Origin of the sequence: Streptomyces sp. NPDC102402 (assembly GCF_044765765.1) — a bacterium.
Classification (GTDB): Bacteria; Actinomycetota; Actinomycetes; order Streptomycetales; family Streptomycetaceae; genus Streptomyces.
In genome coordinates this window covers 53,566-66,636 of record NZ_JBIWKR010000022.1, presented here as the reverse complement: position 1 = coordinate 66,636, position 13,071 = coordinate 53,566, and the positions used below count along the sequence as shown (strand labels likewise).

Annotated in this window: 11 protein-coding genes; 10 read left to right on the top strand and 1 reads right to left on the bottom strand. The window is 70.4% G+C overall.

Translation table 11 applies throughout. The annotated features are described in order from the left end of the window. Positions 1 to 939: 939 nt before the first annotated feature. From ACIRJR_RS34735 to ACIRJR_RS34700, 8 genes are all read left to right on the top strand, one after another. Positions 940 to 2,016 carry a bifunctional DNA primase/polymerase gene (locus ACIRJR_RS34735; protein WP_403788349.1) on the top strand — a complete coding sequence of 359 codons (1,077 nt, stop codon included), beginning with the start codon at positions 940 to 942 and terminating at the stop codon, positions 2,014 to 2,016. Beyond that, the gene (locus ACIRJR_RS34730) at positions 2,013 to 3,575 is read left to right on the top strand and encodes a phage/plasmid primase, P4 family (protein WP_403788347.1); all 1,563 of its coding nucleotides are present in this window, start codon (positions 2,013 to 2,015) and stop codon (positions 3,573 to 3,575) included. Before ACIRJR_RS34735 ends, ACIRJR_RS34730 begins: the two co-directional genes overlap by 4 nt. Positions 3,576 to 3,698: 123 nt before the next feature. Next, positions 3,699 to 4,082 carry a DUF6009 family protein gene (locus tag ACIRJR_RS34725; RefSeq protein WP_403788345.1) on the top strand — a complete coding sequence of 128 codons (384 nt, stop codon included), beginning with the start codon at positions 3,699 to 3,701 and terminating at the stop codon, positions 4,080 to 4,082. A 738-nt stretch (positions 4,083 to 4,820) separates the two neighbouring features. After that, positions 4,821 to 5,693 (top strand): class I SAM-dependent methyltransferase, encoded by an 873-nt coding sequence (locus tag ACIRJR_RS34720; RefSeq protein ID WP_403788343.1) that lies wholly within the window; start codon positions 4,821 to 4,823, stop codon positions 5,691 to 5,693. Positions 5,694 to 6,110: 417 nt separating this feature from the next. Further along, positions 6,111 to 7,376 carry a beta-ketoacyl synthase gene (locus tag ACIRJR_RS34715; RefSeq protein ID WP_403788341.1) on the top strand — a complete coding sequence of 422 codons (1,266 nt, stop codon included), beginning with the start codon at positions 6,111 to 6,113 and terminating at the stop codon, positions 7,374 to 7,376. Further along, entirely contained in the window at positions 7,373 to 8,638 is a 1,266-nt protein-coding gene (locus ACIRJR_RS34710; RefSeq protein ID WP_403788339.1) for a ketosynthase chain-length factor, read from the top strand. The genes ACIRJR_RS34715 and ACIRJR_RS34710 overlap by 4 nt, the downstream gene beginning before the upstream one ends. 65 nt (positions 8,639 to 8,703) lie before the next feature. After that, on the top strand, positions 8,704 to 8,958 hold the full coding sequence (locus tag ACIRJR_RS34705) for an acyl carrier protein (protein WP_403788391.1): 255 nt from the start codon (positions 8,704 to 8,706) through the stop codon (positions 8,956 to 8,958). 58 nt (positions 8,959 to 9,016) lie between these two features. Beyond that, on the top strand, positions 9,017 to 10,663 hold the full coding sequence (locus tag ACIRJR_RS34700) for an FAD-binding oxidoreductase (protein WP_403788337.1): 1,647 nt from the start codon (positions 9,017 to 9,019) through the stop codon (positions 10,661 to 10,663). A 96-nt stretch (positions 10,664 to 10,759) separates the two neighbouring features. On the opposite strand, the gene ACIRJR_RS34695 is transcribed toward ACIRJR_RS34700, so the two are convergent. Continuing rightward, positions 10,760 to 11,056, bottom strand: a complete 297-nt coding sequence (locus ACIRJR_RS34695) for an antibiotic biosynthesis monooxygenase family protein (RefSeq protein ID WP_403788335.1) — start codon at positions 11,054 to 11,056, stop codon at positions 10,760 to 10,762. 166 nt (positions 11,057 to 11,222) lie between these two features. On the opposite strand from ACIRJR_RS34695, the gene ACIRJR_RS34690 reads away from it, so the two are divergent. Both ACIRJR_RS34690 and ACIRJR_RS34685 read left to right on the top strand, forming a co-directional pair. Next, entirely contained in the window at positions 11,223 to 12,218 is a 996-nt protein-coding gene (locus tag ACIRJR_RS34690; RefSeq protein WP_403788333.1) for an ATP-binding cassette domain-containing protein, read from the top strand. Then, on the top strand, positions 12,215 to 13,045 hold the full coding sequence (locus ACIRJR_RS34685; protein ID WP_403788331.1) for an ABC transporter permease: 831 nt from the start codon (positions 12,215 to 12,217) through the stop codon (positions 13,043 to 13,045). Before ACIRJR_RS34690 ends, ACIRJR_RS34685 begins: the two co-directional genes overlap by 4 nt. The last annotated feature ends 26 nt before the right edge of the window (positions 13,046 to 13,071 follow it).

The following is a 13,071-nucleotide window of genomic DNA, read 5'->3' as shown; positions in this document are numbered from 1 at the left end:
GCGGGAAGCCGCAGACGTCCGGACTGAGGAACGCTCCTATATCTGCGGTGTCCAACATTGCGCTTTTCCAGAGGCGTTGCCGGCCAGGGCAGTGGTGTCGCGCGCGCTCATCCGTGTCGTGCCGTGTCGTGCCGTGTCGTGCCGTGTCGTGCCGTCCTGCCGGCCAGGGCGGCGGGCGATCTCTCAGCAGCGTCTTCGTCGCTACTCCCGGGCACGGGGACAGCCCAGGTCCAGTCTTCGGCCAGTGGACACGGGCGGGCGGACCAGGTGGCCGCCGGTCTTCCTGCCATTCCGCGGAAGGTGGCGGGGGACGCCTGCGCCCTCTCTGCTCCTGCCGGGCACGTAGGGACTGAACGATCTGACGCGTTTGGGTCCCTTTTCAGTCCCTCAAGCAAAAGCCCAGGTCAGGCGGCACATTGCGCGATTTTGAGGGACTGAAGGGACTCAAAGTCTCTGTTATGAACGGCTCAGGGGTTAGAGGCCTATGTCTCGCGCGTACGCATACACACACGCGCATGTAGAACGGAACAGGGAAGTTGGGTCCCTTCAGTCCCTTCAGACCCTCTCCCTTGGCGGTCCCAAGCCTCTGAGCTGCACTTTTACCTGAGGGACTGAAAGGGGACCGAAAAGGGACCCAGACCCGCCGGACCGGCCAGTCCCCGCCCCATCAGGAAGCACAGGTCCGACACGCCCGGACGTCGCAGTTCGGTCAGCTGTGCCGAACACGGCCGAGCGCCCCCAACTCCCCAGGCGGCAGAGGGACTGAAGGGACTTAAGTCGGGGAACAGCCGCACCTCTGTTCAAGCGGCTCCTGTAGGCTCTGACCCGATTGGAAAACTCAGTCCCTTCGGTCCCTCGACTGGCAGTGCTAGCGCCTTGACCTGGCCTTTCTCTCCCAGGGGCTGAGCAAGTTATTGGCCCTCGGCAAGGACGATCAGCGTGCCGCGTCACAGTGAGACCAGTGGTTCCCGTCAGCCGGTCACCACGAGTCCCTACGCTGTTGCGCGCTGGTGTGCGGGAAACGGCTGGCCCGTCCACCCTCTGGCAGTTGGACGCAAGACGCCTGCAGGGAACTGTCAGCTGTGCCGCGACGAGCCGCACCGTCCCGCGCAGTGCCCCTGTCATGCCGCGGGACGCTGGTGTCACGGCTTCCACGCAGCGACGACTGATCCGGCCCTCCTGGAAGCCTGGTGGGGGCTGCACCCGAACCAGGGGGTAGGAGTCTCCTGCGGTCCGGCAGGCCTCGTCGTGCTCGACATCGATGCCCACAGTGCCGAGGTGCCTGACCGCAGCAGGCTTCTTCCGGGCATTCCGATCCACGACAGCGTCAACCTGGCAGGCCTGGCGTCCGGGTTCGACACCCTTGCTCTGCTGGCTGCGCTCCGAGGCCAGCAGAGCCCGGCAGACGACGGTGAGACCCTTCGCGTACGGACCCCCTCAGGCGGGCTGCACGTGTGGTACCGCATTCCTCTTGGTGGCCCGCGCTACCGGTCCTCGGTGGGCTCCAGCCCGAAGGTCGCTCTCGCCTGGCAGGTCGACGTCCGGTCCACCGGCGGTTACATCGTCACCCCTGCCACGCGCACGTCTGCCGGAACGTACACAGCGGTCGGTTCGGCGCGACTTCCCGCAGAACTCCCGGACTGGCTCGCGACCGAGCTGGGGCGCACCGGCCATCCGGTCGGCCAGGAAACCGTCCTCCTGCCACCGCAGCGTCCCCGTCCACGGCGTTCGACGGGGCACGGCGCCAGCCAGCTCCTGGCTCCGCTGCTGGCCCAGGTGGAAGCATGTGCGGCAGCCGCCGAGGGGACGGCCTTCACCGAGAAGCTGAACCGTGCCGCGTACACGGCCGGAGGCCTGATCGCCACCGGCCATCTCACCGAAACGGAAGCACGTGATCTGCTGACCACCGCTGCCGACGCAGCACGGCCGCACCGCGGCCGGCACAGCCGCTCCGTCATCGCCTCTGCCCTGTCCGCCGGTGCGAGCCGGCCGCTTCACCTCAAAGGACGCCCATGAGCAGCGCCGACAGCCCACGCTTCGACGCCACTGCCGCAGCGCAGCAGATGCTCGATCTCGAAGGACAGGCGGGCCAGCCGAACCTGCCCGCACAGCAGAGCAGTTCCGCGGTCCGGGAGCAGCTTCCGCAGGCGGGCCAGCTTCCTGGACTGCTCACGGACCGCGGCAACGCAAAACTGTTCGCAAAGCTGTTCGGCGACCAGTTCCGGCATGTGGAGGGTCTGGGCTGGTACCACTGGGACCAGTACCGCTGGAAGCGCACCGGCGGTGAGAAGGCAGCAGTCTGGGCAGCCGGTGATCTGGCCGAGCAGATGCCGGCCACCGACCCCGCCCGCCAGTTCACCGACCGCGACCTCGCCTCCCACCGTCGGCGGTCCATGTCGACCCCCGGGATCAAGGCCATGCTCACCCAGGCCAAAGCATCCCCGGCGCTGGCTCTGGACCCCGACGCCCTGGACGGCGACCCCTACGCCCTGTGCACTCCCGCAGGCGTCGTCGATCTCCACACCGGTCATCTCCACAAACCCGACCCCGAAGCCGACATGCACTCCCGGGCCACCAGCGTCGGCCCTGAGCCCATGCCGACGCCGCGCTGGGACCGCTTCCTCCACGACACCTTCGGTGAGGACGCCAAGGGCGAGGAGACCATCCACTTCCTCCACCTGCTCCTCGGGTATTCCGTCACCGGAGATGTCGGAGCCCAGGTCCTGCCCTTCCTCTACGGCACCGGGGCCAACGGCAAGTCCGTCCTGCTGGACGTCATGACCCAGATCCTGGGCGACTACGCCCAGGCCGCACCGCCCGGCTTCCTCATGGAGAAGGGCAAGTTCTCCGAGCACTCCACCGAACTGACCGAACTCCACGGCCGTCGTATCGTCGTGTGCTCGGAACTCAAGCCGAACGACAAGTTCGACGAGTCGCGAGTCAAGCTCCTGACCGGCGGCGACCGCATCATGGCCCGGCGCATGCGACAGGACTTCTTCAGTTTCAATCCCACGCACAAACTCTGGCTGCTCGGCAACCACCGCCCCGAAGTCGGCACGGGCGGCCACGCCTTCTGGCGGCGGATCCGGTTGATTCCCTTCGATCGTGTCGTCCCTGCCGCCCGTAAGATCGACAACCTCGCCAAGGAACTCGTCCAGAGTGAGGGGCCAGGAATCCTGCAGTGGCTCATTGAAGGAGCCAAGCTCTACCTCGCCACCCGTGACCCCCTGGCCGGCCCTGCCACCGTCCGCACCGCCACCGAGGCCTACGCGACGACCGAAGACCACATCGGCCGCTTCCTCGCCGAATGCTGCACCACCAGTGCACACGACCGTGCGGCTGAACGCGGTCCGGGCGACCTCCGCGTCGAACAGGGCCTCCTGTACGCGACCTACAGCAGTTGGTGCAGCGCCGGGGAAGGGATCCGCCCCGCAACTGCCCGAGCTTTCGCCACCCGCGTGCGGCAGGAACTCTCTCTGGCCTCACCCGCCGACATGATGAAGTCGAGCGGCAGGAAGTACTACCCCGGCCTGGGACTTCTCACCGATGACGAAGCTCTGGCCAACCATGTCTGACACCTGCGCCCGGCGCGCACCTGCCGGTCCCACTTACCATGAACTCCATGTCCCCACCCGGGAACGTGTTCACCACACCCACCCCGGCCCCGTGGCCGGAACAAACGCAAAGGGGCTGCGGCCATGAGCTCGCTGCTGAACGAGAGCGACCTCCACCACGAGAGTTCCGTGGTCTGGCTGGAGAGCCCCGACAACCTCGACTACGTACGTCAGGCCCTCGACAAGACCACCCGTCGCCGTGGCAAGCCCCGCTACGAACGTGACGGACGCATGGTCGGCTACACAGAGCTGGAAGCCCGTGCCGAGGCCGACCCGGACAGTGGCCTCCACCTCCGCCGCGTCTTCTTCCTGCTTCCGCACGACCGCGACGCCGACCCCGACGGTCCGTACCACGAGGGTGCGCCCGGCGAAGCTGTCGATCCGAGCACGATCCAGCCGAGGCGCGTCGGCGACAAGACCCCTCGCTCCCAACGCGGCCCGGCCGCCGCGATAACTGCCACCACCTGATCGCTGCGTGCCGTGCAGGGCATGACGGTGCCCGAGGCGTGCGTGCCGCCCGAGGCCGGGTCCGCCGGAACGCCGGCTGCCGGAGGGCCACAAGACGCTGAAGCGGCTCGTGCACGCTGCCTGGCGGCTCACGAAGCGTGGTTCCGGACCGTGGGTGCGGATCTGCCCGGCCAGGGGACCGAGCGGATCCGCCACCCGGCCAGGGGCTCCGAGCGGACGTGCCGTCCGGCCAGGGGACCGGGTGAACGTGCCCGTCCACCTGTGTGTTCCGGTCCGGTCCGGGACGCGCCAGGCGCCCGGAGTTCGGTCGTGAAGAAGTCGGCCCTGAGCCAGTCGACCGAGGTGTCCGGCAGGCTGGCTCGCATAGCCCGCCAACTCCCGTTGCCTCGGTCTGCGGAAGACCCGCCTGGAGCACGTCCTCTCCTCGTTGCGCGCTCGACCTCATCCGTCTCGATGCAGATGCCGGCCGGAACGGCCACCCGCTCGACACACCCGCGTCAGTCACCTTGCCCGTCCCGGCTTCTCCCTCGCCACCTGACCGAGACAAGCCGGCAGAACCGGTGAGCACGGTCCTTACCGGCACCCCGTGAAGCCCGCGGAACAGTGGACCGGAGCCTCCGACGGCCCCGACCGGACGTCGGCCGTTCCTCCAGCGGCCCTGCACCGGCACTGGGGCACAGGCCCCCACGATGGGCACGGACAGCCGTCCGCGAAGTCCAGCAGAACCCGGGAGACGTAGTGACCACCGAGACCGCGACCGCGACGTACAAGACGAAAGTCACCGCTGCCTTCAACGGGGCCGCGGCGACCTACGACCGGCTGGACGTCGAATTCTTCACACCGATGGGCAGCCGTCTCGTCGAAAGGGCCGCGCCCCGGCCCGGCGAGCGTGTGCTCGATGTCGGCTGCGGGCTCGGTGCCACCCTGCTGCCCTCCGCCCGGCTGGTCGGCGAGGCGGGCAGTGCGCTCGGCATCGACATCGCCGCGGCCATGGTCGAGGAGGCAGGCAAGGAGGCCGAGCGGCAGGGCATCACGAACGTCGATGTCCAGGTCATGGACGGGGAGTACCCGAACCTGCCTGCGCGCTCCTTCGACCTGGTCCTCGGCAGCTACAGCGTGATCTTCCTGCCGGACGCCCGTGCCGCGCTGGCCCGTTACGCGGACCTGCTGGCCGACGGCGGCCGGATCGGCTTCACCAGCCCCGTGTTCACCAAGGACACCTTCCCCTTCCTGCCGCCGCTGTTCACCGACCTCATCCCGATGGCGCTGCTCGACCACCTCCCGGAGGCCTGGCACCCCGAGAACCTGCACAAGCAGCTGCACTCCTGGCTGGAGGAGCCCGCGGACCTGATCGCGGCCCTGGAGAAGGCGGGCTTCACCGACGTGGTGGTTCACGACGAGCCGGTGATCCAGACGGCGGAGTCCGGCGAGGCCTGGGTGACCTGGTCGCACACCCAGGGCATGCGCTTGCTGTGGCAGCACCTGCCGGAGACGGAGGCCGCCGCGTTGCGCGAGCGCATCATCACCGCTCTCGACGCTCTGCGCGGCGACGACGGCCGGGTGCGGTTCGAGGTTCCGGTCCGCTACGTCACGGCCCGCGTGGCCCGCTGAGCGCCAGGGCCCGCGGTTCCAGGTCTGCATGACCGCGACCGCCCCCAGGGGGCGGTCGCGGTCAGGCGGTCGCTGGACGCAGCAGCATCGCCGGGGCCGCTCGCTGGGCCCTGCCGCGCCGTGCACCCGCCCGTGGGCCTCCTCGCACTCCCGCACGCGTCCTGAGACAGCTGTGGGCCGGGGCACGAGGCTCTCGCCCGCTGCAGGAACGCAGGAACACTCGACCGCGTCGCTGCCTTGTGTGCCAGGCGCGGCCGGTCTCCCGACCGGAGCCGCCGCCTCCGCGGGAGACCTCCGTTCTTCGAGTACATCTCTAGGCGGCTCCGCGAGGCTCAAAGTCCGTGCGGGACCTCCCGCAGGGTCCGGCCGGCCGGACCGGCCCGCCGAAACGGAGGAGACCACTGTGAGGCACAACCGATGAGGCGCGTCGTGATCACCGGAATCGGAGTCGTCGCACCCGGGGGAGTGGGCACCAAGGAGTTCTGGTCGCTCCTGACGTCCGGCCGCACCGCCACCCGCGGAATCACACTGTTCGACCCCGCGCAGTTCCGTTCACGTATCGCCGCCGAGGTCGATTTCGACCCGGCGGCGCACGGCATCGGCGACGAGGACGCGGAGCGCCTGGACCGGGCCGCGCAGTTCGCCGTGGTGGGCGCCAGGGAGGCGCTGGCCGACAGCGGTCTGGCGGGCGGCCTCGACCCGCTGCGCACCGGCGTCACCCTGGGCAGCGCCGTGGGCTGCACCACCGGTCTGGACGTCGAGTACGCGAAGGTCAGCGAGCGGGGGGCCGACTGGCTGGTCGACCACGAGCGGGCCGTGCCGCACCTCTACGACTTCTTCGTCCCCAGTTCGATGGCGGCGGAGGTGGCCTGGACCGCCGACGCCCAGGGCCCGGTGTCGATGGTCTCCACCGGCTGCACCTCTGGTCTCGACTCCGTCGGACACGCAGTCTCGGTGATCCGTGAGGGTTCCGCCGACATCATGGTCACGGGTGCCACCGAGGCCCCCATCTCGCCGATCTCCGTGGCCTGCTTCGATGCCATACGTGCCACCAGCCCGCGCAACGACGATCCGGCGACCGCCTCACGCCCCTTCGACCGCACCCGCAACGGATTCGTCCTCGGCGAGGGCTCGGCCATCCTTGTCGTCGAGGAACTGGAGCACGCCCGCCGCCGCGGCGCCCACGTGTACGCGGAGATAGCCGGATTCGCCTCCCGCAGTAACGCCTTCCACATGACCGGGCTGCGATCCGACGGCAAGGAGATGGCAGAGGCCATCCGGGCCGCCCTCGACGAGGCACGGCTCGACGCCGGCGCCGTCGACTACATCAACGCCCACGGCTCGGGCACCAAGCAGAACGACCGCCACGAGACGGCGGCCTTCAAGCGTGCCCTGGGACAGCGCGCCCACGAGGTGCCGGTCAGCTCCATCAAGTCGATGATCGGGCACTCGCTCGGCGCGATCGGCTCCCTGGAAGTGGCCGCGAGCGCCCTGGCGATCGAGCACGACACCGTGCCGCCCACCGCCAACCTGCACGAGCCCGACCCCGCCTGCGACCTCGACTACACCCCGCTGACGGCCCGTGAGCAGCGCACGGACACGGTATTGACCGTGGGCAGCGGGTTCGGTGGCTTCCAGAGCGCCATGATCCTCACCCGACCGCGTCTGGGAGAAGCGGCATGAACACCACCACCTTGACCAGTGACGAGACGGCCCCGGCCGCCGGCGCCCGCGCGAGCACGGCCGTGGTCACCGGCCTCGGTGTCGCCGCCCCCAACGGCCTGGGCACCGAGGAATGGTGGGCGGCCACCCTGCGCGGCGAGAGCGGCATCCGGCCGCTGACCCGCTTCGACGCCGGCCGTTACCCGGTCCGGCTGGCCGGCGAGGTGCCCGGGTTCGTCGACGAGGAGCACGTGTCCAGCCGGCTGCTCCCGCAGACCGACCGCGTCACCCGCCTCTCCCTGGCGGCTGCCGCCGAGGCCCTCGCCGACGCAGACGTCGATCCGGCCGGCCTGCCCGAGTACGCGGCCGGTGTGGTCACCGCGAGCTCCGCCGGAGGCTTCGAGTTCGGCCAGCGGGAGCTGCAGGCGCTGTGGAGCAAGGGGGGCAGCCACGTCAGCGCGTACCAGTCCTTCGCCTGGTTCTACGCCGTCAACTCCGGCCAGATCTCCATCAAGCACGAGCTGCGCGGTGCCAGCGGTGTCCTCGTGTCCGAACAGGCCGGTGGGCTCGACGCGGTCGCGCATGCCCGTCGGCAGCTGCGCAAGGGGGCTCGTCTCGTCGTCACCGGGGGACTGGAGTCCGCTGTGTGCCCCTGGGGCTGGGCCGCCCACCTGGCCACCGGTGAGCTCAGCACCCGTGAGGACCCGGCCCGCGCCTATGTCCCGTTCGACGAGGACGCCGCCGGGCACGTCGTCGGTGAGGGCGGTGCCCTGCTCGTCCTCGAGGACGCCGACTTCGCCCGCGAGCGCGGGGCCCGTACGTACGGCACCGTCGCCGGCTGTGCCGCCACCTTCGACCCGGCCCCCGGCCGGGGCGCCCCCCGCTTGGCCGACGCGGCCCGTCTCGCACTGGCGGACGCCGGGGTCACCCCCGCGGACGTCGACGTGGTGTTCGCGGACGCGGCGGGCGGACGGGCCGCCGACCGGGCCGAGGCCGAGGCGCTGACCGGCCTGTTCGGTCCGTACGGGGTCCCGGTCACCGCGCCCAAGACGATGACGGGACGCCTCAGCGCGGGCGGTTCGTCGCTTGACCTGGCCGCCGCCCTGCTCGCCCTGCGCGACCAGGTCGTCCCGCCCACCACGAACGTGGCCCGGCTCGCCGCCGACTGCCCGCTCGACCTGGTCACCGGCTCCCCACGCACCGGAGTCACCCTGCGCACCGCCCTCGTCCTCGCCCGCGGCCGCGGCGGCTTCAACTCCGCCACCGTGGTCCGCGCCACCTGAGAGGCGGGGGGCGTGCACCCCTGCAGCAGACCCACCCACCGAAATGAGGCACCAGCGTGAACCACCTGGACATCGCGGATCTGACCGCCCTGCTGCGCGAGTGCGCCGGCGAGGGCGAAGGCGTGGACCTCGACGGAGACGTCCTGGACACCCTCTTCGTCGACCTCGGCTACGACTCGCTCGCCGTCCTGCAGACCACCGGCCGGATCGAGCGCGACTACGACGTCGTGCTGGACGAGGAGGCCGTCGACGAGGCCGAGACGCCCCGAGCCCTCCTGGAGACCGTCAACCGGGCGCTGTCCGCCCGTGCCCGCGTCTGATCCCCGCCCTGCCCCGCAACCGCCCCGCCCCGCCCCGCCCCGCCCCGAGAGGTTCACGATGACCGACCCGAACCGCCGACGGTTCCTCACCCAGACCGTCGTGGCGGCCACCGCCACCTCGGCCGCGGGCGGCACACTCGCCGTCACCGCGGGCCCTGCCCAGGCCCACGCCCGAAGCGCCGGCTCCGGTTTCGGGCCGGTCACGGTCGGCGAGTCCGACCCGCGCTACGAGGACCTCGTTCTGCGTGGCAAGAACAGGCGTTTCACCACCCGTCCCGAGTCCTTCCAGGTGGTCACCACGACCGACCAGGTCGTGCGCGTGGTCCAGAACGCGGTACGGGCCCGCAAGCGGGTCGTGGCCCGCAGCGGCGGTCACTGCTTCGAGAACTTCGTGGGCGGCTCCGGTGCCGAGGTCGTCATCGACCTCGCCGAGATGGACACCGTCCGCTACGACGCGGACCGCCGCGCCTTCGAGGTGGGTGCGGGGGCCCAGCTCGCCGACGTCTACCGGACGCTGTACTACGGCTGGGGCGTCACCGTGCCCGGCGGCGCCAGCGCGACCGTCGCCTTCGGCGGCCACGTGGTCGGCGGAGGCTTCGGACAGCTCTCGCGCCGGCACGGCATCTCCTCCGACCACCTGTACGCGGTCGAGGTCGTCGTCGTGGACCGCGCGGGCCACGCCCGCGCGGTGGTCGCCACCCGCGAGGCCGACGACCCGCACCGCGAACTCTGGTGGGCGCACACCGGGGGAGGAGGCGGCAACTTCGGCATCATCACCCGCTACTGGTTCCGTTCCCCCGGGGCCACCGGCAACGACCCGGGCAGATTGCTGCCCCGCCCGCCCGGCTCGGTACTCGCCTCCACCGTGATGTTCCCGCGCGAGGGTCTCGACAAGGCCGCCTTCCGCACTCTGGTCCGCAACCACGGGCGCTGGCACGAGGAGCACAGCGGCCCCGACTCCCCTTACCGGGGCCTGTTCAGCGGCCTGGTCCTGCTCGGCAATCAGCACCAGGACGACCAGGGGATGGCCGCCATCGCCTTCACCCACCTCGACGCGACCCTGCCCGGAGCCGAGAAGCTGCTGCAGGATCACATCGACGCCCTCACGGACGGCGTGGGCGCCGAACCCTACGTCCTGCCCACCGAGCAGCTGCCGTGGTTCTCCTCCGTCGAGATGCTCGCCGCGAACCAGGACGCCGAGCAGGGCCGCCAGAAGATCAAGAGCGCCTATCTGCGTCGTGCCTACGACGACGCGCAGATCGACGTCCTCTTCGAGCGGCTGACAGGCCTCGACCACTCCCACGACACCGCGTCCGTCTCGTTGCAGGGCTACGGCGGCCGGGCCAATCTGCCCGAGTCCGGGGACACCGCCACCGCGCAGCGCGACTCCGTCATACGGGCCCTGTACATGAACACCTGGCAGGACCCGGAGAAGGACGGCGACAACGTCGACTGGATGCGCCGCCTGTACGCGGACGTCTACGCCGGGACCGGCGGCGTCCCCGTGCCCGGCGGCCAGGGCGACGGCTGCTTCCTCAACTTCCCCGACATCGACACGGCCGACCCCGAGTGGAACACCTCCGGCGTGCCGTGGCACCAGCTCTACTACAAGGACAACTACCGGCGGCTCCAAGCCGTCAAGACGGCCTACGACCCGCGTGACATCTTCCATCACGCGCTCTCGATCCGCCCGGCCGGAGACTGACGGGACGCGGTGCTCCACGCACCGCATGACCAGGGGGCCGGGGCGTATGCGCGCCCCGGCCCCCTGTCCCGTACGGCGCGCCGCCGCCGGTGTGACTCAGCCGCTGTGCCGCTCCAGCACGGTGGTGGTGAACAGGTTCGGGTCGCTGGCCGACAGTGTGCGCAGCGCCGCCGCGTGCGGGGCGAAGTCCGGGTGCGTGACCGCACGGCGGAACGACTCGGCGTCCTCCCACTCGGCCACGTTCACGTAGCTGCCCTGCTGCTCGGCGTGGCGCATCAACCGGTGGGTGATGAAACCGGGTTGGGCGACGAAGAAGGCCGACGTCTGTTCGAAGAGCCGCTCGAACTCCTCCACCGGGCCGCTGACGGAGAACCTGTTGACGAAGGTGACCACGGTGCTGCCTCCAGAACGGGGTGCGGACAGTACGGGACTGGAACCTCCTCCTTCGGGCTCGAGTGACACTCGAACGGCAGCCGAGCGGGCCGGGGCACGCTGGTGTGAAGGTGTGCCCACGGGCCGCCCGGAACCCCCTCTCCGAGCCCCCTGAGGAAGGAACTCCATGGGATCCGACTACGCGATCCATGCCGAGGACGTGCGCAAACGGTACGGTGACGCCTCCGCCCTGAACGGATTCGGCCTGCGGGTGCCGGCCGGCACCGTGCACGGTCTGCTCGGCCACAACGGCGCCGGCAAGACCACCGCGGTCCGGATCCTCGCCACCCTGGCCGGGTTCGACAGCGGCCGTGTCGAGGTCGCCGGTCTCGACGTCACCCGGCAGGCCGCCCAGGTCCGCGCCCGGATCGGACTCCTCGGCCAGCAGACGGCCGTGGACGAGGTGCTCAGCGGGCGCCAGAACCTGGTGATGTTCGGCCGCCTGTTCCACCTGGACAAGCAGACCGCCGGGCAGCGGGCCGACGAACTCCTCGCCCAGTTCGGTCTCGCCGACACCGGGGACAAGCAGGTCAAGAACTACTCGGGCGGCATGCGCCGCCGCCTGGACCTGGCCGCGAGCCTGATCCTGGCCCCCAGGGTGCTCTTCCTCGACGAACCGACCACCGGCCTGGACCCGCGCAGCCGCAACGAGGTCTGGGAAGCGGTCCGGTCGCTCGTCGACGGCGGCACCACCGTCCTGCTCACCACCCAGTACCTGGACGAGGCCGACCAGCTGGCCGACTCCGTCTCGGTGATCGCCTCCCCGGGTGGAGACGGTGGCCGGGTCATCGCCGAGGGCACCCCAGAACAGCTCAAGTCCGCCATCGGCGGGGACCGCATCGACATCACCCTGCGCCACGCCGCCGACCTGGGCTCCGCGGCCGGCGTGCTGGCCTCGGTCACCGGCCGCGGCGCCGACGTCGACGAGGACAACCGGCGCGTCGGCGGCCCCGTCGACGACCGTGTCGCCGCCCTCACCGGTGCGGCCCGCGCCCTGCAGGACTCCGGGATCGACGTCGAGGACATCGCTCTGCGCCGCCCGACCCTGGACGAGGTCTTCCTGCACCTGACCGGAGAACAGCCCGTACAGCAGACCGCGGACGAGAAAGAGGTGACGGTGTGACCACCGCGACCACAGCCCGGCAGAACCCCGCAGGAACCGGTTCGCTCCGCTGGGCCCTCGCCGACTCCTGGGTGCTCACCGGGCGTTCGCTCGCCCACTGGGCCCGCAACCCCGCCCCCGTCATCATCGGCCTGCTCTTCCCGATCATGATGGTGCTGATGTTCGGCTACCTCTTCGGAGGCGCCATGAGCGTCCCGGGCGGCGGCAACTACCGGGAGTTCCTCGTCCCCGGCATGTTCGCCATGACCATGGTGTTCGGCGTCGAGGTCACGTTGCTCGCCGTGATCACCGACACCGCCCGTGGGGTCACCGACCGGTTCCGGGCCATGCCCACCTCGTCCGCCGCCGTCGTCACCGGCCGCAGCATGGCGGACATGCTCAACTCGGTCGTCGGCCTGGGCGTGATGATCCTGTGCGGCCTCGCCGTAGGCTGGCGCGCCGACGAAGGACTCTCCCGCGCCCTGGCCGCTGTCGGTCTGCTGCTCCTGCTGCGTTTCGCCCTGCTGTGGGTCGGCATCTACCTCGGCCTCATCTTCACCGACACCGCCGCCGTCACCGCCGTACAGACGCTGGTGTGGCCGCTGGGCTTCCTGTCCAACGCCTTCGTGTCGCCCGACACCATGCCGGGCTGGCTCGCCGCGATCGCGGACTGGAACCCGCTGTCGGCCACCGTCACGGCCACCCGCGAGCTGTTCGGCAACCCGGGCTGGCAGGGCAGCTCCTGGGCGGCAGAACACGCCATTCTTCTGTCCGTGCTGTGGCCCGTCGTGATCTGTGCGATCTTCTTCCCGCTGGCCGTACGCCGCTACCGGCGCCTCGGAAGCTGAGCCCGCACACTGGAACCGCAGGACAG

Coding starts and splice junctions, on each gene's coding strand:
- ACIRJR_RS34715 (WP_403788341.1), top strand. CDS start 6,111: ATGAGGCGCGTCGTGATCACCGGAATCGGAGTCGTCGCACCCGGGGGA.
- ACIRJR_RS34725 (WP_403788345.1), top strand. CDS start 3,699: ATGAGCTCGCTGCTGAACGAGAGCGACCTCCACCACGAGAGTTCCGTG.
- ACIRJR_RS34700 (WP_403788337.1), top strand. CDS start 9,017: ATGACCGACCCGAACCGCCGACGGTTCCTCACCCAGACCGTCGTGGCG.
- ACIRJR_RS34730 (WP_403788347.1), top strand. CDS start 2,013: ATGAGCAGCGCCGACAGCCCACGCTTCGACGCCACTGCCGCAGCGCAG.
- ACIRJR_RS34690 (WP_403788333.1), top strand. CDS start 11,223: ATGGGATCCGACTACGCGATCCATGCCGAGGACGTGCGCAAACGGTAC.
- ACIRJR_RS34710 (WP_403788339.1), top strand. CDS start 7,373: ATGAACACCACCACCTTGACCAGTGACGAGACGGCCCCGGCCGCCGGC.